This is a genomic window from Paraburkholderia sp. EG304, from assembly GCF_046543485.1.
Taxonomy (GTDB): domain Bacteria; phylum Pseudomonadota; class Gammaproteobacteria; order Burkholderiales; family Burkholderiaceae; genus Paraburkholderia; species Paraburkholderia youngii.
On record NZ_JBKGUA010000001.1, the window covers coordinates 367,733 to 385,862 of the forward strand.

An 18,130-nucleotide genomic window follows, 5' to 3' on the forward strand; every position below is an offset into this window, starting at 1 on the left:
GCAACCGTTAGAACCGCACGCTTGTCCCGCAGCCCCCGGCATAGGCGCCACCGTTTGCCGCGGCGCCGGCGCAAAAGACGCCGCAGCCGGAAAGCAGCAAGGCCGCGGCAATCGCCGCCAGCGCGGTACCCACGCCGATGCGCCGGGACGCGTGCGGGCTCCCTCGCACTGCCTGCATCGCGCCGATAGGGCGCGGATGCACGACGGGGAAAGTACTGGGACGGCTGATCGGTTTGAATGACATCGCGGCATCGACTTCGACGGGAGGCCAATCCTGGCGTGCCGCGCCAGTCAAGCGCTGCGCGCATCGTACGGCTCGATGACTTACTCTAAGTCGACGCTGAAGCACCGTCAAAGGCCGAATAGCCGGGAAATCGGCGCTTTTATGCCGTCGACGGAGCACTGAACGCCCGTGCGCTCCCTGATAGAATGCTCGGGCCGCAACGTAGTGGACTGCAGATGAAATTGCTTGATGCGCTTGTCGAACAGCGTATTGCCGCCGCCGCCGCGCGCGGAGAGTTCGACGACTTGCCGGGTGCGGGCGCGCCGCTGGCCCTCGATGACGATGCGTTGGTGCCGGAAGAGGTGCGCGTCGCCAACCGGATTCTGAAAAACGCGGGCTTCGTGCCGCCCGCCGTCGAGCAGCTTCGCGCGCTGCGCGACCTGCAAACGGAGCTGAATGCCGTGAGCGATCAGGCGACCCGTTGCCGTCTCCAGGCCCGCATGCTCGCGCTCGATATGGCGCTCGAATCGCTGCGCGGCGGCCCGATGGTCCTGCCGCGCGAATATTGCCGCCGAATCGCCGAACGTCTGTCGGAACGCGTGGGCAATGTCGATGTGGCCGAAGCAGGTTCACAGTGAACGAGCCGCTCGCGTGTGCTGTCTCGATCGGCTCTTCGGCGCAAACCGAGGACGGCGAGAAATCCGTCGACGCTAGCATCGGCGCAGTGTCCGCGCCGGCGCCAGTGCAACCTGTGGCCGGTCCCGCCATCCCTCCCGGCAATTCCGAAGCGCCCATCGTCTCCGAACGCGACTTGCGCTTCATGGCGCTCGCTCAGGCCGCCGCCGAAGAAGCGCGCGCAGCCGGCGAAGTACCGGTCGGCGCGGTGCTGGTGCGCGGCGACGAAGTCATCGCCACAGGCTTCAATCATCCGATCGGCGCGCACGATCCGTCCGCGCACGCCGAAATGGTTGCACTGCGCGCGGCTGCGCAGTCGCTCGAAAACTATCGTCTGCCGGGTTGCGAACTCTATGTGACGCTCGAGCCTTGCCTGATGTGCGCCGGCGCGATCATGCACGCGCGCATCGCGCGTGTCGTGTTCGGTGCGCGCGATCCGAAAACGGGCGCGTGCGGCAGCGTAGTCGATGCGTTCGCGAATCCTCAGCTGAACCATCACACGACGGTCAGCGGAGGTGTCCTCGAAGCCGAATGCGGTGCCGCGCTCAAGTCGTTTTTTGCCGAGCGTCGTCGCGCGAGCCGCGCAGCGCGCGCGGCGGCACGTGGTGAAGCGACTGGAGTGGCTGAAGGCTCCGTTGGCACCGCCACGGACTCCGCCGCACCCCCCAGCAGCGAACCGTCTCCAACCACGCCGCTCTAAAACAACAACGTCCAACGGGTCTCGCCATGACCGCTCATCGCACCATCGAACTGATTGCGCCATCCGGCTATCCGCATGATCCGGAGGTGCTGCATCGCGCGTTGCATCGGCTGCGGGCGCAGGGGCATCGGGTCGACGGCGAGGAGGCCGCGAAGCGCCGCTACCAGCGCTTCGCCGGCACCGACGGCGAGCGCGCGGCCGATCTGAACCGGCTTGCCGATCCATCGCGCGAATTACCCGATGTCGTGCTGGCCGTGCGCGGCGGCTACGGCGCGGTGCGCATCCTGCACGGTCTCGACTACGAAGGGCTGCAGCGGCGGCTCATCGATCAGCCGATCGCGCTCGTCGGTCACAGCGACTTCACCGCGATCCAACTGGCGCTGCTCGCGCGTGCCGGCGTGAAGACCTTCGGCGGCCCGATGCTGATGAGCGATTTCGGCGCCGAGGAGCTCAGCGAATTCACGATGCGGCATTTCTGGTCGGCATTGACGCAGCCGACGCTCACGATCGCGAGCAACACGCCGCAAGCGCAGAACGTCGACGTGACGGGCACGCTGTGGGGCGGCAATCTGGCGGTGGTGGCGTCGCTGGTCGGCACGCCGTACATGCCGCCGGTGCAGGGCGGCATCCTGTTCGTCGAAGACGTCAACGAGCAGCCGTTCCGGATCGAGCGGATGATCTATCAGCTGCATCTGGCCGGCATCCTCGCGCAGCAGCAAGCGCTCGTGCTCGGTGACTTCACGGGCGGCAAGCCCTACGACTACGACAACGGCTACGACCTGCAGGCGATGGTCGAGCAAGTGCGTTCGCTGATCGGCATTCCGGTCGTGACGGGGCTGCAGTTCGGGCATGTCCACAACATGGTGACGCTGCCGGTCGGCGCTAATGCGCATCTGGTCGCCGATGCGCATGGCTTCAGGCTGACGGCGTCGGGCTATCCGAGCCTTGGCTGAAGCCCGCGTGGGTGAGGAGAGGCGGGCGGATAGCCCGCTTTTTTTGCGTCATTAATGCAACTAACCGTCAGCATTATTCAGCTCGCCACCTCCCACACCCTTCGCCAATGTTTTCAGTTTTTGTTGACAAAAATCGAGCCGACAACAATCGGCTTGGCCGCGCCATAACGCGGTAAGATTCCCGCCAGACAGCCGCGCCGCTTGACTTACAGACTGTCTCTGACGCAACGCAGCACGATAACTGTCGAAAATCGACGCAAAAATTGTTGACAATATTTGTGTCCGTCCTATGATGACCAACATACCGAGACGCCAATCATGTCCGACACCGAATCAGTCGCGGGCAGTTCGAAGCCCGAAGCAATCGCCGAGCGCATCCGCGCCGCGATCCTCGAGCATCGGCTGGCACCCGGCGCGAAGCTCACCGAAGCTCAGCTATGCGAAGTATTCGGTGTGAAGCGCGGCCCGATCCGCCAGGCGCTTTCGCAGCTGGCGGGTGAGCGGCTCGTCGATCTCGAGCCTAACCGTGGCGCGTTCGTCGCGAGTCCGTCGTTGCAGGAGGTGCACGAGGTGTTCGAAATGCGCCGCATCATCGAGCTGGCCGTCGTCGAAAAGATCTGTAGCGGACACGGCATGCGGCGTCTGAAGAACATCGGCGGCATGATCGGCCGGGAGCGCAAGGCATTCGAAACGCGCGATTTTCCGGCATGGATCCGTTTGTCGGGCGAGTTTCATACGGAGCTTGCGAACCTGACCGGCAACTCGGTGCTGTGCGATTGCCTGAACGGGCTGGTCGCGCGTTCCACGCTGATTTCCGCGCTGTACGAATCGCTCGGACGCAGCCCGTGCTCGTTCGAGGACCACGAAGCGATTCTCGCCGCGCTCGACGCCGGCGATGCGAAGCAGGCGGCCGCGCTGATGTCGCGCCATCTGCAAAGCGTCGAGTTGAAGATGCTGGAGCGCCCCGCGCGCGGTGCAGCGGATCTGCACGAAGTATTCGGCGCGCTCGCGCCGAAAGAAACATCCACGTAAAGAGCCGAAGCCGACTCCACCCCAGGCTGAGGCAAGTAGCAGGCGAGCGCCCGTTGCCGGTGCGCGCCGCACTGAATTGAACTGAACCGATAGATGCACGGCAGGGCGGCCTCGCGTGAGCGCCGCCGGCCTGAGCACGCACGTCCGTCGCAAGACGACGGACCTCAGGGTAGCGACGCATCGCCGGAAATCCGCGGCGGCTGGCGATGCGACAACCACAAGTACGTCAGTACGGAGACACGCGCGGCACGGTCCGGGACCACGACGCCGACTTCTGCGACCCACACAGGGCAAGAAGCGAGCAACTGGCATGGCCGATGCAATGTCCGTCGATGCGCTTTCGACGGTCCCTATCCAAAGGAGGAATCATGGCTCAGTTCAGTGCAGCGCCAGGCAGTCACCCCATCTCCAACTATCCGGAAGGCACGGCCCAAACCGATCCGTCGATGCCGGCTGGCTACAGCGAGCGACTCTACAACGCGGACCTCGCGCCGCTGCGCGCGCAGAACTGGACCGCGTACAACATCTTCGCGTTCTGGATGTCGGACGTGCATAGCGTGGGTGGCTACGTATTCGCGGGGAGTCTCTTCGCGCTCGGCCTGACGAGCTGGCAGGTGCTGGTCGCGTTGCTCGTCGGCATCACGCTCGTGAACGTGCTGTGCAACCTGATCGCGAAGCCGAGCCAGCTGAACGGCGTGCCGTACCCGGTCGCGTGCCGGGCGACCTTCGGCGTGCTCGGCGCGAACGTTCCCGCGGTGATCCGCGGCCTGATCGCGGTCGCGTGGTATGGCATCCAGACCTATCTCGCGTCGAGCGCGCTCGTGATCGTCGTGCTGAAGTTCGTGCCGCAACTGCTGCCCTATGCCGACGTGCATCGGCATGGCCTGCTCGGTCTGTCGACGCTCGGCTGGGCCGGCTTCATGCTGCTGTGGATACTGCAGGCGCTGGTGTTCTGGCACGGCATGGAGACCATCAAAAAGTTCATCGACTTCGCCGGGCCGGCCGTCTACGTCGTGATGTTCATTCTCGCCGGCTACATGGTGTATCGCGCGGGCTGGCGCAACATCGGCATCAACCTCGGCGGCGTCAAATATCACGGCATGGAAGTGGTGCCGGTGATGATCACGGCGATCTCGCTGGTGGTGTCGTACTTCTCCGGACCGATGCTGAATTTCGGCGACTTCTCTCGCTACGGCAAGAGCTTTCGCAGCGTCAAGCGCGGCAACTTCTGGGGCCTGCCGGTCAACTTCCTCGCGTTCTCGCTGGTGACGGTGATCACGACCGCGGCCACGCTGCCGGTGTTCGGCGAGCTGATCACGGACCCGGTCGAGACGGTGGGCCGCATCGACTATCCGATGGCCGTGATTCTCGGCGCGCTGACCTTCACGATCGCGACGATCGGCATCAACATCGTCGCGAACTTCGTGTCGCCGGCCTTCGACTTCTCGAACGTCGCACCGCGTCTGATCAGCTGGCGTGCGGGCGGCATGCTCGCGGCGGTCGCGTCGGTGTTCATCACGCCGTGGAACCTGTTCAACAATCCCGCCGTGATCCACTACACGCTCGACGTGCTCGGCAGCTTCATCGGACCTTTGTACGGCGTCCTGATCGTCGATTTCTACCTGGTCAAGCGTCAGAAGATCGTGCTCGACGATCTGTACACGGTCGCGCCGAACGGCTCGTACTGGTATCGCAACGGCGTCAACTATCGCGCGGTGGCCGCGTTGCTGCCGGCCGCGGTGATCGCGGTGATCTGCGTGATGGTGCCGGGACTCGACGGCCTCGCGAATTTCTCGTGGTTCATCGGCGCGGGACTCGGCGCGTTGTTTTACCGGATGCTCGCACGCTGAGCTTCATGGAGCGCCAGGTTTTCGCCGCTGCAATAACGAGTCGAACAGGAGTCGCCATGCGTATCAAACTGATCAATCCGAACACGACGCGCCGCATGACCGAGGCGATGGGGCGCTGCGCCCGCGAGGTCGCCGCGCCCGGCACCGAAGTGATCGCCATCAATCCGACGATGGGCCCGCCGTCGATCGAAGGCTATTACGACGAGGCGCTCGCCACGCCGGGTCTCCTCGCCGAAGTCGCGGCCGGGGAGCGCGAAGGCTGCGACGGCTACGTGATCGCGTGCTTCGGCGACCCGGGTCTCTATGCGGCGCGCGAGTTGGCGCGCGGTCCGGTGATCGGCATTGCCGAGGCGGCGATGCATGCGGCGAGCGTGCTCGCGCCGGGCTTTTCAGTCGTGACGACGCTCGCGCGCACCTGCGGCATGGCCTGGCATCTGGCCGAGCGCTACGGGATGAAGCGCTTCTGCCGCAACGTGCGTGCCACCGACGTCGCCGTGCTCGATCTCGACAAGCCGGGCTCCGCGGCGCGCTGCATCATCCTCGACGAATGCCGGCGTGCGCTCGACGAGGACGGCTCGGACGCGATCGTGCTCGGTTGCGCGGGCATGGCCGAGCTATGCGCGGAGATCGAGGACGCGCTCGGCGCGCCGGTGATCGAAGGCGTGACGGCGGCCGTCAAATGGACCGAGGCGCTGGTGGCGCTGCGACTCGCGACGGCCAAGCGCGGCGACTACGCACGGCCGCTCACGAAGCGCTACGACGGCGCGCTGGCGTCGTTCAGCCCCGGCCTGCTGCGGGTAAACGCCGACTCGGCGCAGACCCAGGCGGACACCCAGGCGGACACCCAGCCGGACACCCACATACACTCGCTGTAACACGCACTATCTGCCCGGCCGTATGGGCTCACCGGGGTGTTTTCGCTACACTGGGTCAACTCGGTGCGGCGGCTTCGGCCGCCGCTGAAGCCTCCAGACGAGCGCTTGCAAAAGCCAATCCCGCCGTCGTTGCCGAGCGGTTTCGAGCCCGAGCTTCATGCGTGAGCTTCACGCGAATTCCTGGTCCCGTCACTACGCATCCGTCAAACCATGCCACTCGACCCGAACTACCCACGCGATCTGATCGGCTACGGCCGCCACCCGGTGCACGCGAACTGGCCGGGGCGAGCGCGCGTCGCGGTGCAATTCGTCCTCAACTACGAAGAGGGCGGCGAGAACTGCGTGCTGCACGGCGATCCCGCATCCGAGCAGTTCCTGTCGGAGATCGTCGGCGCGGCGGCCTATCCGGCGCGGCATATGAGCATGGAGTCGATCTACGAATACGGCTCGCGCGCGGGCGTGTGGCGCATCCTGCGCGAATTCGAAAGACGTGACCTCGCGCTGACGGTGTTCGGCGTCGGCATGGCGATCGAGCGGAATCCGGAAGTCGCGCGGGCCTTCGTCGAACTCGGGCATGAGATCGCATGCCACGGCTATCGCTGGATTCACTATCAGGACATGTCGCCGGAGAAGGAAGCGGAGCACATGCGCCTTGGCATGGAGGCGATCGAGCGCGTGACCGGCGTGCGGCCGCTCGGCTGGTACACCGGCCGCGACAGTCCGAACACCCGTCGGCTGGTCGCCGAATACGGCGGCTTCCTGTACGACTCCGACTACTACGGCGACGACCTGCCGTTCTGGATGGACGTCGAGGTGGCGGGCGGCAAGAGCGTGCCGCAACTGATCGTGCCGTACACGCTCGACACCAACGACATGCGCTTCGCGACGCCGCAAGGCTTCAATACCGCGGACCACTTCTTCACCTACCTGCGCGACGCGTTCGACGTGCTGTACGAAGAGGGCGACGAAGTGCCGAAGATGCTGTCGATCGGCATGCACTGCCGGCTGCTCGGCCGGCCGGGGCGTTTCCGCGCGCTGCAGCGCTTTCTCGACCACATCGAACAGCACGATCGCGTATGGGTGTCGCGGCGCGTCGATATCGCGCGGCACTGGCACGAAACTCATCCTTACCAACAGGACGACCGCGAGGCTGCGGCATGAAGGCGATGCAATACACCCTGGACCAACTCAACAGCCTCTCGACCGACGCGTTCGTCGCGACGCTGTCGGGCATCTTCGAGCACTCGCCTTGGGTCGCGGAGATGGCGGCGCGGCAGCGGCCGTTCGCGAGCATCGACGAGTTGCATCAGAGCATGTCGCAGATCGTCGAAACCTCGGGCGAGGACAAGCAGCTCGCGCTGATCAACGCGCACCCGGAACTCGCCGGCAAGGCCGCGGTGCGTGGCGAGCTGACCGCCGAATCGACCCGCGAGCAAAGCGGCGCGGGGCTCGCACGATGCACGCAGGAAGAGTTCGACAAACTGCATGCGCTCAATCACGCGTATCGCGAGAAATTCGGCTTTCCGTTCATTCTCGCGGTGCGCGGCTACGACCGCCACGGCATCATCGCGAACTTCGAATCGCGCGTGAACAACAGCCGCGCCGACGAAATGCGCGCGAACCTCGATCAGATCTATCGCATTGCACGTTTCCGGCTCGTCGACCTGATCGGCGCGTGACGCGCACCGCGTCACGCAGCGAGCCGAGACGTTTTTTCCGCACCAATCGATATCAAGGACGACAAAGATGGCACTTCCGATTCTCGACCCCAACGCACCGGAATTCACGCGCCGTTACGTGAACCTGGCGGACCCGCGTCTGGGCGCGCAGGCGCTCGAGGCTAGCGACGAATTCTTCGCGCCGAAGGACCGCATGCTGAATCCGGAACCGGCCGTCTTCATTCCGGGCAAGTACGACGACAACGGCAAGTGGATGGACGGCTGGGAAACGCGCCGCAAACGCACGACCGGCTACGACTGGTGCGTCGTCAAGCTCGCGCGGCCAGGCGTGATCAAGGGACTCGACCTCGACACCAGCCACTTCACCGGCAATTACCCGCCGGCGGCGTCGGTGGAAGCGGCGCGCGTCGTCGATGGCGAGCCGAACCAGTCGACGCAATGGACCGAGATCGTGCCGTCCACCACGTTGCAGGGCAATAGCCACCATTACCTCGAAGTCGGCGACGCGAACGCGTACACGCATCTGCGCGTGAATATCTATCCGGACGGCGGCATTGCGCGTCTGCGCGTGTACGGTCAGCCGCAGGTGGACTGGGCCGGCGCGAGCCGCACCCAGCAGTTCGATCTCGCGGCGATGGAAAACGGCGCGTATCTGGTCGGCGCGAACAACCAGCACTTCGGCGCGGCCTCGACGCTGCTGATGCCGGGTCGCGGCGTGAATATGGGCGACGGCTGGGAAACGCGCCGTCGTCGCGAGCCGGGCAACGACTGGGCGATCATCGCGCTCGCACAGCCGGGCGTGATCCGCAAGATCGAAGTCGACACCGCGCACTTCAAGGGCAACTATCCGGATCGCTGCTCGATCCAGGCCGCGTACGTGAAGGGCGGCACCGACAGCTCGCTCGTCACACAGGCGATGTTCTGGCCGGTGCTGCTCGGCGAACAGAAACTGCAGATGGACAAGCAGCATTTCTTCGAAAGCGAGATCGCGGCGCTCGGGCCCGTCACGCATGTGCGCTTCAACATCTATCCGGACGGCGGCGTGTCGCGTCTGCGTCTGTGGGGGACGCTCGAATGAAAACGCTCGCCATCGAACCGCTGACGAAAGAGGCGTTCGCCGCATTCGGCGACGTGATCGAACTCGAAGGCGCGAAGCAGATTCCGATCAACCTCGGCACGACGATCCGCTATCACGACCTCGCGAAAGTCGACGTGACCGACGAGCACGGCCGCACGCTCGTCAATCTGTTTCGTGGCCAGCCGCGCGCGCTGCCGTTCGAAGTGAAGATGCTCGAGCGTCATCCGCTCGGCAGCCAGGCATTCGTGCCGCTGAACGACAAGCCGTATCTGGTCGTCGTCGCGCCAGCGGGCGAACTCGATGCGGCGAAGATCCGCGCGTTCGTCACGAGTGGCTGGCAGGGCGTCAACTACGCGAAGGGCGTATGGCACCATCCGCTGATCGCGTTGGGCGAGGTGAGCGACTTTATCGTCGTCGATCGTGGCGGCGAGGGGCTCAATCTGAACGAACAGGATCTGGCGGAGTCGCTGTGGCTCACGGAAGATGCGTTGAGCGCGGTGGCGGTTTGATGGCAATGCAGCTGCCGGGTCGCCGGCAGGGTTGTGGTTGAAAAGAAAAGCCCGCGACGTGCGTTACGTCGCGGGCTTTTTCTTGCATGGATCACGATCACTTGCGCCTGCCGAGCAGCGGCGAATGCCCGATGACTTCCCTTGACCGCTCGGGCGGCTCCGGCGCCGAAAATCCCGCTGCTTCGATGGCTGGCTTGAGGCCCCTGAATTGCAGGCTTTTCCTTGGCGAGCGCAGCGATGTCATGCCGTCGTCCCACGCATGCAGCATCTGCTTGGCGACCGTGCGCCACTGCGGTTCGTTGCGCGCTGCTTCGATCAACTCGTGGCCGACGTCGACAGCCGAGTCGCACAGCGCTTCAACCATTTGCGCATATTGCCGCGGAGCGATGCCCATGCGCGTGTTGAAAAAGCGTTCCAGCGTTTTACCCGCTGCCCAGGTTTTGCGGCCGTCGATGGCGAGGCCCGGCGGATTGGCGGCGAAGCGCGGATAAGCCTGGGTCGTCACGACATCGTAGACGGGCGTGAACGCGACATCGTCGACCGACGTATAGAACAGCGCGACGTTCTTGGTGTGGCAGTCCGCATTGCGCACGACGTAGTTGGTCAGCAGATGCCAGCCGAGCTGCTGGAGCTGCACCCGCAAGGTGTCGCGATCGAGCAGATACGCTCTTGCCGCGTTGAGCATTTTCTCGCTGGTCGAATTGTATTTTTCGTGCGGCGGCAAACCGAGCAGCCCGCACAGGTCTTCGACGCCGTACGCCGGCAGTCCTTGTGCGTCGACATCGAAGCGCTCGACGACGAGCGCCCGGCCATCGTCCGACATCTGCGTGCGCGCAACGGGCGCCACCCCCAGCCGCTCCAGCACCCGCATCGAATGGAATTCGTTGAAACCGAGAAAGGGCGTGTTGTCGTCCGAACCTTTGACGATGTGACGGCTCGTTCGAATCGTCGGCTTTCCGAGCTGCAGCGGTGTCGATGCGGCAGGCTGCGCTTCGGGCGCGATGAACTTCGGCACGACCCCTGAAATAGCCGCTCGCGCGTATTCACGCACCAGTCGCGCGAAATGTTCGGCGGTGTTGTCGCCGTGCAGGATGTGCTGGACGTCGAGCGCCTCCAGTTCGGTGCCCGGCGCGACGCCTTCGGGCGTGACGGTGACCCGGCCGATCCCCATCGATCCCACCACGGCGAGCAGCGACAGATCGGTTCCGTCGAGCAAGGGCCCGAATTGCTCGCGGATCAGATTCAGCATAGCCCTCGGGCAGGTTCTGCCGGAAAAACGGATGCAGGTCGCGCGGCCAGCGCCAGGCCTCGTCGCGCACCGGCATCGTCAGACTGACGAAGTCGGCCGCGCTCGCATCGCGGTTGTATTTGAGGACATAGTCGTCGCGCTCGCGAAACAGCGTGGCGACGTTCCTGCCTCGTACCTGAACGTCGAGCTTCATGGCTGCGCGTCCGGACTGCGCTGTTCAGCGAGAATGTCTTCCAGCGTGCGGCCATGTCCATGCGCGACGAACTTGAGGTCGTAACCGGCGGCTTCGAGCAGGCGCACGAGCACGGACACGCTCATATCGTTCTTGGCGAGCGTCTCCATCCGCGCGACGGTCGTGCGGGCCACGCCCGCGCGACGTGCAAGCTCTTCCTGCGATAGCTTGCTGTCGCGGCGTACGGCTTTCAGCATGTCCGAGACATCGGCGAGGTTGGTCATTTGTAGCCTCAGGGCGTCAAATTCAGCGCATCTGCCATTTATTGTAGCCCAAGAGACACAGCAACGTTGCATGTCTTTGTGCCTCTAGGGCTACATTTTACGTATCTTTGGCGTTTTTGTAGCCCAACGGCGACAAATTTTTCGATGTATCGATGCCACTGACTGCACCCGGCACCCTGTCCAAACGACAACGGGCTTGCCGCTGTCGCGACAAGCCCGCTTCACCCTCCAGCCTCCACCTCGGCACCGGATGATCCGTGATCCTGACAGACCTTCTTACTTCGCCGCGCCGCCTTCGAACCACGCGGCGATCTTCATCCGCTCGTCGTCGGTCATGTGCGTGACGTTGCCGAGCGGCATCGCCTTCAACGTGACCGCCTGCTGGTAAATGCGCTGCGCGTTCTGCGAGATCTCGTCGGGGGTATCCATCAGCACGCCGGCGGGCGCGCTGCCCATCATCGTCGGATGCGCGGAGTGGCAGGCCACGCAGCGCTGCTGCAGCACCGGCGCGATGTCGGCGACCTTCAGCGTCGGCGCGTTGGCGGCCTGCGCCTGCGGCACCACCGGACGCGGCATGGTCCACACGAGCGCCGTGCACATCAGCGCGACGCCGACGAGCGGCAGATACCACAACACCTGGCCGCGATGGCGCATCACGAAGAACTGACGGATCAGCGCGCCGGCCAGCATGATGACGACGAGCACCGCCCAGTTGTACGGATGCGTGTAGGTCATCGCGTAGTGGTTCGACAGCATCGCGAACACGACCGGCAGCGTGAAGTAGGTGTTGTGCACCGAGCGCTGCTTGCCGCGCTTGCCGTAGATCGGGTTCGGCGTGTCGCCCTTGAGCATCGCGTCGACCATCTTGCGCTGGCCCGGAATGATCACGAAGAACACGTTGGCCGACATGATCGTCGCGAGCATTGCGCCCATGATCAGATACGCCGCGCGGCCCGCGAAGATATGACACGCGAGATACGCCGCGATCAGCACATAAACGCCGACGCAGATGCCGAGCAGTTTGTCGCGCGTGCCGAGAATGCGGCACAGCGAGTCGTAGACGATCCAGCCGGCCGCGAGGAAACCGATCGCCGAGGCGACCGCGACCACCGGTCCCATGTCGAGCACGTTCTTGTCGATCAGATAGGTGCTCGGCGAGAACAGATACAGCACGGTAAAGAGACCGAAGCCCGACAGCCACGTCGTGTACGACGGCCATTTGGACCAGTGCAGGTCTTCGGGCATTTCCGGCGGCGCGACCGTGTACTTCTGCATGTTGTAGAAGCCGCCGCCATGCACGTGCCACAACTCGCCGAACACGCCGCGACGGCGCTGGTTCGGATCGGTCGGCGGTTTCAGACTGTTGTCGAGCGCGACGAAATAGAACGATTCGCCGATCCATGCGATGGCGGCGATGACGTGGAACCAGCGAATCGCGAGGTTCAACCAGTCGGTGATAAAGCCTTCCATGAAACTCCTCCACTTCTGATTCGTTGTGCCCGCGACGACGTTCGACGTCGCCGGTCATCGCGCCGACTGCGGATAGAAGACGCAGCGCGGCTTGTTATGGGTATCGCGGGGCGCTTATGCGTATTTGTGTCTGTTCGTGCCGAAGCGGATGCGGCTCGCATCCGGCAGGGCTAGCTGCCCCGATACGTGCTGTAGGAAAACGGCGACACCAGCAGCGGCACGTGATAGTGCGCGTTGACATCGGCGACGCCGAAGCGCAGCACGACGCGATCGACGAAGCGCGGCTCCGGCAAGCTGGTGCCGAGCGACGCGAAGTAGTCGCCCGCGCCGAACACGAGTTCGTACTCGCCCGCGACGAGCGCGTCGCCTTCGAGCAGCGGCTCGTCGCAGCGGCCGTCGTGATTGGTCACCGTGGTTTTGAGTGCGCGGCGCGCGTCTCCGGCGAGCGCGAAGAGTTCGACCTTGATGCCTGCGCCGGGACGGCCGTTCGCGGTGTCGAGCACGTGGGTAGTGAGCTTGCCCATTCGCAATTGTCCTTGTGTGAATGCGAGGTGTCGGCGGCGGCCCGATCCAGTACGTTTGCGGCGGATCGAGGCTCCACGTCAGTGGCTACATACCCGTCGGCGAATTGAAGCGAGCGCCGTGGCAGCCATTGTAAAAAGGATGCCCCGTTCAGCGCGCGAGCGATAGGAAAGATAATAGTTCGCGCATGATGGGCAGCCAGTCGAAAGCCGCGCCGGCTCATCGGCCGATCGTACCGGCGCCAAAAATGCACCACTATATTGGCGGTGTGAAGTTGGGTATCGCAGCCGCGCGAGTTGCCAGCGGGATTTTGGCTACCGAAGGTAAGCGCTGTGCGAAACACCCGTGCAAAGGCAGGACTTTGGCACGGCAAACCCCGAAGACGGCGATTCACGCCGGGTAACCGGGCCAACGGCGTTCAAGCGAACGCGGCGGCGCGGTGGCGTGCCGCCGCATCGCGTTCGAACGGCTTTGCATGCAGGCAATCAGGCGGACAGACGAATGACGATGAATGAAGCACTGAAACAACCCGGCAAAACGATGCTCGTGAAGCACGCGGACGTGCTGGTCACGATGGATGGCGAGCGGCGGGAATTGCGCGACGCCGGGCTGTACATCCAGGAAAACCGGATCGTCGCGGTCGGACCAACCGCGCAACTGCCGCAAACGGCCGATCAGGTACTCGACCTGCGCGGCCATCTGGTGATCCCGGGCCTCGTCAATACGCATCACCACATGTACCAGAGCCTCACGCGCGCGATTCCCGCCGCGCAGAACGCCGAGCTGTTCGGCTGGCTGACGAATCTGTACAAGGTGTGGGCGAACCTCACGCCCGACATGATCGAAGTATCGACGCTGACCGCGATGGCCGAGCTGCTGCTGTCGGGCTGCACGACCTCGAGCGACCATCTGTATATCTATCCGAACGGCAGCCGCCTCGACGACAGCATCGCCGCGGCGCGCCGCATCGGCATGCGCTTTCATGCGGCGCGCGGCAGCATGAGCGTGGGGCGCAAAGACGGCGGCTTGCCGCCGGATTCGGTGGTCGAGCGCGAAGCGGACATCCTGAAGGACACGCAGCGCCTGATCGAGACGTATCACGACGACGGCCGCTACGCGATGCTGCGCGTCGTCGTGGCGCCGTGCTCGCCGTTTTCGGTCAGCCAGGACCTGATGCGCGAATCGGCGGTGCTTGCGCGCCAGTACGGCGTGTCGCTGCACACGCATCTGGCGGAGAACGTCAACGACGTCGAGTACAGCCGCGAGAAGTTCGGCATGACGCCGGCCGAGTACGCACACGATCTCGGCTGGATCGGCCGCGACGTATGGCATGCGCACTGCGTGCAACTCGACGACGCCGGCATCGCGCTGTTCGCGCGCACCGGCACCGGCGTCGCGCACTGTCCGTGCTCGAACATGCGGCTCGCGTCGGGCATCGCGCCTGTCAAGCGCATGCGGCTCGCGGGCGTGCCGGTTGGGCTCGGTGTCGACGGCTCGGCGTCGAACGACGGTGCGCAGATGGTCGCCGAAGTGCGCCAGGCGCTGCTGCTGCAGCGCGTCGGTTTCGGGCCCGATGCGATGACCGCGCGCGAGGCGCTCGAAATCGCGACGGTGGGCGGCGCGCGCGTGCTCAATCGCGACGACATCGGCGCGCTCGCGCCCGGCATGGCCGCGGATTTCGTCGCGTTCGATCTGCGCTCGCCGCACTTTGCCGGCGCATTGCACGATCCGGTGGCGGCTCTGGTATTCTGCGCGCCGTCGCAGGTCAGCTATAGCGTGATCGACGGCAAGGTGGTGGTGAAGGAGGGGCGGTTGGCGACGCTCGAACTCGAGCCGGTGATCGAGCGGCATAACGCGCTCGCGCGGCAGCTCTATGAGGCGGCGGCTTGAGCTTGAGCTTGAGCTTGAGCTTGAGCTTGAGCGGAAGGGGCGGCGCTCACGCCCTGATGCGCGGGTGCCGCGAATCGTTGATATCCGAGCGGCGCCGCATGCGGGCTCAGGGTTTGTCGATCAACGTCCGGGTCGCCTCGCCAACCAGACCGCGCAGCCAGCGCACTTCGTCGGAGTAGTGCACGCGCTCGTGCCACAGCTGGTAGTACTGCATCGGCGGAAAGTCGAGCGGCGCGGGCACCACGGTCAGCGGCAGGAACTTCGCGTAGTAGTCGGCAAAGAGGCGCGTCGTCGTGAAGATCAGATCGGATTTGATCAGCACGTACGGCGCCAGATTGAAGTAGGGCAGCGTGACGACCACATGGCGCTTGAGCCGCTCGCGCGCGAGATGCACGTCGATCGCGCCGCGCTGGCCGACCGAGTACGGCGTCGGCGCGAGATGCGGCGCGTTCAGGTACTGGTCGAGTGTGAGCCCGCCACGTTTGGCGAACGGATGCGTGTTGCTCATCAGGCAGACGATCTGATCGACGAACAGGTTCGACAGATGCAGCTGCTCGGGCGGCTCCGGCCAGTTGCCGACCACAATGTCGAGCTTGCCGTCTTCGAGCGCGAGTTCGTAGTCGAACGCCGGGCCGAGCGAATGGAATTCGAGCGTCGCGTTCGGCGCAGCCTGGCGAAAACGTTCGACGACGGTCGGCACGAATAGCACATTGAGGTAGTCGGGACAGCCGATCCGGTAGCAGCGGATCGACGTGGCCGGATCGAAGTTGTGCTGCTGGAACTTGATGCGCTCGATTTCGCGCAGCGCGTTCTGCACCGGTTCGAGCAGGCGCAGGCCGTACTCGGTCGGCACCATGCCGGATTTGCCGCGCACCAGCAGCGGGTCGCCGGTGATGTCGCGCAGACGGCGCAGCGCCGCGCTGATCGCGGGTTGGGACTGGTTCAGTTTGACGGCGGCGCGCGTGACGCTGCGCTCCATCAGAAGCGTGTGCAACACGCGCAGCAGGTACGTGTCGATCGCCTCGCGTTGCTGGCTCATGGATTCTCCGAAATATATGTGCTGGCTGATCGAACGGACGTTGGGGTATATGCGTTTTAATATGGACGAAAAACGTCGTCAAGGGTGACATACCCGCAGAGCTTGTAGCGGCGCGGGTTTGCGGGAATTTTGGCAACTCGACTGAGTGGGGCGAATTAGGTATCGTCATTCGGTTGTAGTGACGGATCGCCCGTCGGCACGGTGGACGTTTTCGACGTCAAGCCGGCGGTATTCAGGCAGCATGCGGCGTCTCGAACGCACTACGGAATCTCATGAGCGACACTCCACTTAGCGACGGCGCACAACTCACCAGCCAGGCGGTGCCCCGGCTCGCGCTGACGGGGATCACGAAGCAGTACCCGGCCGTGCGCGCCAACGACGACGTCACGCTCGTCGTCGCGCCCGGCGAGATCCACGCGGTGCTCGGCGAGAACGGCGCGGGCAAGAGCACGCTGATGAAGATCATCTACGGCGCGGTCCGGCCCGATGCCGGCGAGATCCGCTGGGAAGGCGAGACGGTCGACATCGCGAGCCCGGCGGCCGCGCGCAAGCTCGGCGTCGGCATGGTGTTCCAGCACTTCTCGCTGTTCGAGACGCTGACGGTCGGCGAAAACATCGCGCTCGCGCTCGACGAACCTTTCGATCTGAAGTCCCTTGCGAAACGCATTCGCGAGGTGTCGGCCGACTACGGGCTCGACATCGATCCGCAACGGCACGTGCACAGCCTCACCGTCGGCGAACGTCAGCGCGTCGAAATCGTGCGCTGCCTGCTGCAGAATCCGCGTCTGCTGATCATGGACGAACCGACCTCGGTGTTGACGCCGCAGGCGGTCCGCAAGCTGTTCACGACGCTGCGCCGGCTCGCGGCCGAAGGCTGCAGCATTCTCTACATCAGCCATAAGCTCGACGAAATCCAGGAGTTGTGCGACACCGCTACCGTAATGCGCGGCGGTCGCGTCACCGGCAATGTGACGCCGAAGAACGAGACGCATGCGTCGCTCGCGCAGTTGATGGTCGGCCACTCGCTGCCCGACTACACGCGGCGCGAGCACAAGCCGGGCGCGGTGCTGCTCGACGTCAGGCAGTTGTCGGTCGCGAGCGACGATCCGTTCGGTACCTCGTTGCGCGACGTGTCGTTCAGCGTGCATGCGGGCGAGATCTTCGGCATTGCCGGTGTGTCGGGCAACGGCCAGGCGGAACTGCTCGCGGCGTTGTCCGGAGAAAAGCGCGCTGAAAAACGCAGCCTGCCGGCCGACGCGATCACGATCTGCGGCAAGCCGGCCGCGCGCCTCGGCGCGGGCCGGCGGCGCGCGCTCGGCTTTGGCTTCGTGCCTGAGGAGCGGCTCGGCCGCGGCGCGGTGCCGGCGATGAGCCTGGCCGACAACGCGCTCCTTACCGCGCATCGGCAGAGCATGGTCAAGTCGGGCTGGATCCGGGCGGGCGCGATGCGCGCGTTCGCGAAGCGCTGCATCGACGCATTCGACGTGCGCTGCGGCGGCCCCGACGCGCTCGCGCAAAGCCTGTCGGGCGGCAATCTGCAGAAATACATCATGGGCCGCGAGATTTTGCAGGCGCCGAAGGTGCTGGTGGTCGCGCAGCCGACGTGGGGCGTCGATGTCGGCGCGTCTGCATTCATCCGTCAGCAGTTGCTCGATCTGTCGGCGCGCGGCGTCGCGATTCTGGTGATCTCGGAGGAACTGGAAGAGCTGTTCGATATCTGCGACCGCATCGCGGTGCTCGCGGGCGGGCGGCTTTCGCCGGTGCGCGCGACCGGCGCGACCAACGCCGAGGAAATCGGCCGCTGGATGGCCGGGCTGTTCGGCGACCGCGAGGGCGCGGCGCCCGCGGCGGACCAGCCGGCGCATGCATGACGCGAGGCGCGGTCTACCGGTCACACCAAAAAGCTAAGCACGCACGCGAACGCGGACCC

Annotated in this window: 16 protein-coding genes and 1 pseudogene; 12 read left to right on the forward strand and 5 right to left on the reverse strand. The window is 64.8% G+C overall.

Annotation, left to right across the window (positions count from 1 at the left end):
- The first annotated feature begins 459 nt into the window (after positions 1 to 459).
- The 10 genes from ACLFKU_RS01710 to ACLFKU_RS01755 all read left to right on the forward strand — a co-directional run bounded on the left by ACLFKU_RS01710 (position 460) and on the right by ACLFKU_RS01755 (position 9,574).
- On the forward strand, positions 460 to 861 hold the full coding sequence (locus ACLFKU_RS01710; protein ID WP_368587594.1) for a DnaJ family domain-containing protein: 402 nt from the start codon (positions 460 to 462) through the stop codon (positions 859 to 861).
- Positions 858 to 1,598: a tRNA adenosine(34) deaminase TadA gene (tadA, locus tag ACLFKU_RS01715; protein ID WP_410847965.1), complete on the forward strand. Its 741-nt coding sequence runs from the start codon at positions 858 to 860 to the stop codon at positions 1,596 to 1,598. The genes ACLFKU_RS01710 and tadA overlap by 4 nt, the downstream gene beginning before the upstream one ends.
- Before the next feature lie 26 nt (positions 1,599 to 1,624).
- Entirely contained in the window at positions 1,625 to 2,551 is a 927-nt protein-coding gene (ldcA, locus tag ACLFKU_RS01720; protein ID WP_410847966.1) for a muramoyltetrapeptide carboxypeptidase, read from the forward strand.
- A gap of 318 nt (positions 2,552 to 2,869) precedes the next feature.
- Positions 2,870 to 3,583 carry a GntR family transcriptional regulator gene (locus ACLFKU_RS01725; protein WP_368587591.1) on the forward strand — a complete coding sequence of 238 codons (714 nt, stop codon included), beginning with the start codon at positions 2,870 to 2,872 and terminating at the stop codon, positions 3,581 to 3,583.
- Between the two features lie 368 nt (positions 3,584 to 3,951).
- The gene (locus ACLFKU_RS01730) at positions 3,952 to 5,433 is read left to right on the forward strand and encodes an NCS1 family nucleobase:cation symporter-1 (RefSeq protein WP_410847967.1); all 1,482 of its coding nucleotides are present in this window, start codon (positions 3,952 to 3,954) and stop codon (positions 5,431 to 5,433) included.
- A 56-nt stretch (positions 5,434 to 5,489) separates the two neighbouring features.
- Positions 5,490 to 6,308: an aspartate/glutamate racemase family protein gene (locus ACLFKU_RS01735; RefSeq protein WP_410847968.1), complete on the forward strand. Its 819-nt coding sequence runs from the start codon at positions 5,490 to 5,492 to the stop codon at positions 6,306 to 6,308.
- A gap of 210 nt (positions 6,309 to 6,518) precedes the next feature.
- Positions 6,519 to 7,469 carry an allantoinase PuuE gene (gene puuE / locus ACLFKU_RS01740; protein WP_410847969.1) on the forward strand — a complete coding sequence of 317 codons (951 nt, stop codon included), beginning with the start codon at positions 6,519 to 6,521 and terminating at the stop codon, positions 7,467 to 7,469.
- Positions 7,466 to 7,987, forward strand: a complete 522-nt coding sequence (uraD, locus tag ACLFKU_RS01745; protein WP_410847970.1) for a 2-oxo-4-hydroxy-4-carboxy-5-ureidoimidazoline decarboxylase — start codon at positions 7,466 to 7,468, stop codon at positions 7,985 to 7,987. The genes puuE and uraD overlap by 4 nt, the downstream gene beginning before the upstream one ends.
- Positions 7,988 to 8,054: 67 nt before the next feature.
- On the forward strand, positions 8,055 to 9,065 hold the full coding sequence (gene alc, locus ACLFKU_RS01750) for an allantoicase (protein WP_410847971.1): 1,011 nt from the start codon (positions 8,055 to 8,057) through the stop codon (positions 9,063 to 9,065).
- Complete coding sequence (locus ACLFKU_RS01755) at positions 9,062 to 9,574, forward strand: ureidoglycolate lyase (protein WP_410847972.1); 513 nt, start codon at positions 9,062 to 9,064, stop codon at positions 9,572 to 9,574. The genes alc and ACLFKU_RS01755 overlap by 4 nt, the downstream gene beginning before the upstream one ends.
- 97 nt (positions 9,575 to 9,671) lie before the next feature.
- Here ACLFKU_RS01755 and ACLFKU_RS01760 read toward each other — a convergent pair.
- From ACLFKU_RS01760 to uraH, 4 genes and pseudogenes are all read right to left on the reverse strand, one after another.
- Positions 9,672 to 11,016 (reverse strand): annotated as a pseudogene (locus ACLFKU_RS01760) (type II toxin-antitoxin system HipA family toxin).
- Entirely contained in the window at positions 11,013 to 11,279 is a 267-nt protein-coding gene (locus ACLFKU_RS01765) for a helix-turn-helix domain-containing protein (RefSeq protein WP_008920757.1), read from the reverse strand. The pseudogene ACLFKU_RS01760 and the gene ACLFKU_RS01765 overlap by 4 nt, the downstream one beginning before the upstream one ends.
- A 276-nt stretch (positions 11,280 to 11,555) precedes the next feature.
- Entirely contained in the window at positions 11,556 to 12,749 is a 1,194-nt protein-coding gene (locus ACLFKU_RS01770; protein ID WP_368587102.1) for a urate hydroxylase PuuD, read from the reverse strand.
- 170 nt (positions 12,750 to 12,919) lie between these two features.
- Complete coding sequence (uraH, locus tag ACLFKU_RS01775; protein ID WP_410847973.1) at positions 12,920 to 13,273, reverse strand: hydroxyisourate hydrolase; 354 nt, start codon at positions 13,271 to 13,273, stop codon at positions 12,920 to 12,922.
- Between the two features lie 499 nt (positions 13,274 to 13,772).
- Here uraH and ACLFKU_RS01780 point away from each other — a divergent pair, with 499 nt between their 5' ends.
- Positions 13,773 to 15,161 carry an 8-oxoguanine deaminase gene (locus tag ACLFKU_RS01780; RefSeq protein ID WP_410847974.1) on the forward strand — a complete coding sequence of 463 codons (1,389 nt, stop codon included), beginning with the start codon at positions 13,773 to 13,775 and terminating at the stop codon, positions 15,159 to 15,161.
- A gap of 106 nt (positions 15,162 to 15,267) precedes the next feature.
- Here the strand turns inward: ACLFKU_RS01780 and ACLFKU_RS01785 are convergent, their stop codons facing one another.
- On the reverse strand, positions 15,268 to 16,200 hold the full coding sequence (locus ACLFKU_RS01785; protein WP_129960693.1) for a LysR substrate-binding domain-containing protein: 933 nt from the start codon (positions 16,198 to 16,200) through the stop codon (positions 15,268 to 15,270).
- Between the two features lie 272 nt (positions 16,201 to 16,472).
- On the opposite strand from ACLFKU_RS01785, the gene ACLFKU_RS01790 reads away from it, so the two are divergent.
- Positions 16,473 to 18,071 carry an ABC transporter ATP-binding protein gene (locus ACLFKU_RS01790; protein WP_368587098.1) on the forward strand — a complete coding sequence of 533 codons (1,599 nt, stop codon included), beginning with the start codon at positions 16,473 to 16,475 and terminating at the stop codon, positions 18,069 to 18,071.
- Positions 18,072 to 18,130 lie beyond the last annotated feature (59 nt).

Bases quoted from the DNA above. Each gene is read 5' to 3' on its own strand.
- ACLFKU_RS01710 (WP_368587594.1), top strand. From the start codon at position 460: ATGAAATTGCTTGATGCGCTTGTCGAACAGCGTATTGCCGCCGCCGCC.
- ldcA (WP_410847966.1), top strand. From the start codon at position 1,625: ATGACCGCTCATCGCACCATCGAACTGATTGCGCCATCCGGCTATCCG.
- ACLFKU_RS01725 (WP_368587591.1), top strand. From the start codon at position 2,870: ATGTCCGACACCGAATCAGTCGCGGGCAGTTCGAAGCCCGAAGCAATC.
- ACLFKU_RS01730 (WP_410847967.1), top strand. From the start codon at position 3,952: ATGGCTCAGTTCAGTGCAGCGCCAGGCAGTCACCCCATCTCCAACTAT.
- ACLFKU_RS01735 (WP_410847968.1), top strand. From the start codon at position 5,490: ATGCGTATCAAACTGATCAATCCGAACACGACGCGCCGCATGACCGAG.
- puuE (WP_410847969.1), top strand. From the start codon at position 6,519: ATGCCACTCGACCCGAACTACCCACGCGATCTGATCGGCTACGGCCGC.
- uraD (WP_410847970.1), top strand. From the start codon at position 7,466: ATGAAGGCGATGCAATACACCCTGGACCAACTCAACAGCCTCTCGACC.
- alc (WP_410847971.1), top strand. From the start codon at position 8,055: ATGGCACTTCCGATTCTCGACCCCAACGCACCGGAATTCACGCGCCGT.
- ACLFKU_RS01755 (WP_410847972.1), top strand. From the start codon at position 9,062: ATGAAAACGCTCGCCATCGAACCGCTGACGAAAGAGGCGTTCGCCGCA.
- ACLFKU_RS01765 (WP_008920757.1), bottom strand. From the start codon at position 11,279: ATGACCAACCTCGCCGATGTCTCGGACATGCTGAAAGCCGTACGCCGC.
- ACLFKU_RS01770 (WP_368587102.1), bottom strand. From the start codon at position 12,749: ATGGAAGGCTTTATCACCGACTGGTTGAACCTCGCGATTCGCTGGTTC.
- uraH (WP_410847973.1), bottom strand. From the start codon at position 13,273: ATGGGCAAGCTCACTACCCACGTGCTCGACACCGCGAACGGCCGTCCC.
- ACLFKU_RS01780 (WP_410847974.1), top strand. From the start codon at position 13,773: ATGACGATGAATGAAGCACTGAAACAACCCGGCAAAACGATGCTCGTG.
- ACLFKU_RS01785 (WP_129960693.1), bottom strand. From the start codon at position 16,200: ATGAGCCAGCAACGCGAGGCGATCGACACGTACCTGCTGCGCGTGTTG.
- ACLFKU_RS01790 (WP_368587098.1), top strand. From the start codon at position 16,473: ATGAGCGACACTCCACTTAGCGACGGCGCACAACTCACCAGCCAGGCG.